Genomic DNA, 319 nt, shown 5'->3' with positions numbered 1-319 from the left:
AAAAAATCTGGTACTCGCCGCGAAGAGCGTTTGCTAGACGAAGACAAACTACGTAAGGTTTGGATTTTACGCAAATTGCTGCAGCCGATGGATGGTGTACAAGCCACTGAATTTTTATTGGATCGCTTAAAAGAAGCGAAAACCAATGACGAGTTCTTTGAGCAAATGAAACGTAAATCTCAAAACTAATCGTCTTATCGTTGCTATTATACAAAAAGACCGCTTGCTTATAAGCGGTCTTTTTTATGACTCACATAAGTAATAGAGATGAAAACAGTTAGCGTATTATCGAATCAAATACAATAAACCTCATCAAAAG

The 319-nt window shown here is 37.0% G+C and carries 1 pseudogene; it reads left to right on the top strand.

Annotated elements, in window-relative coordinates:
- Nucleotides 1–189, top strand: a pseudogene (gene rho, locus AAEY83_RS13605) (transcription termination factor Rho); the annotation flags it as partial.
- Nucleotides 190–319 lie beyond the last annotated feature (130 nt).

The organism is Psychrobacter sp. TB20-MNA-CIBAN-0197, assembly GCF_040309765.1.
GTDB lineage: Bacteria > Pseudomonadota > Gammaproteobacteria > Pseudomonadales > Moraxellaceae > Psychrobacter > Psychrobacter submarinus.
Note: the sequence above shows the minus strand (reverse complement) of the source record. Positions and strands in the feature narration are given on the sequence as shown.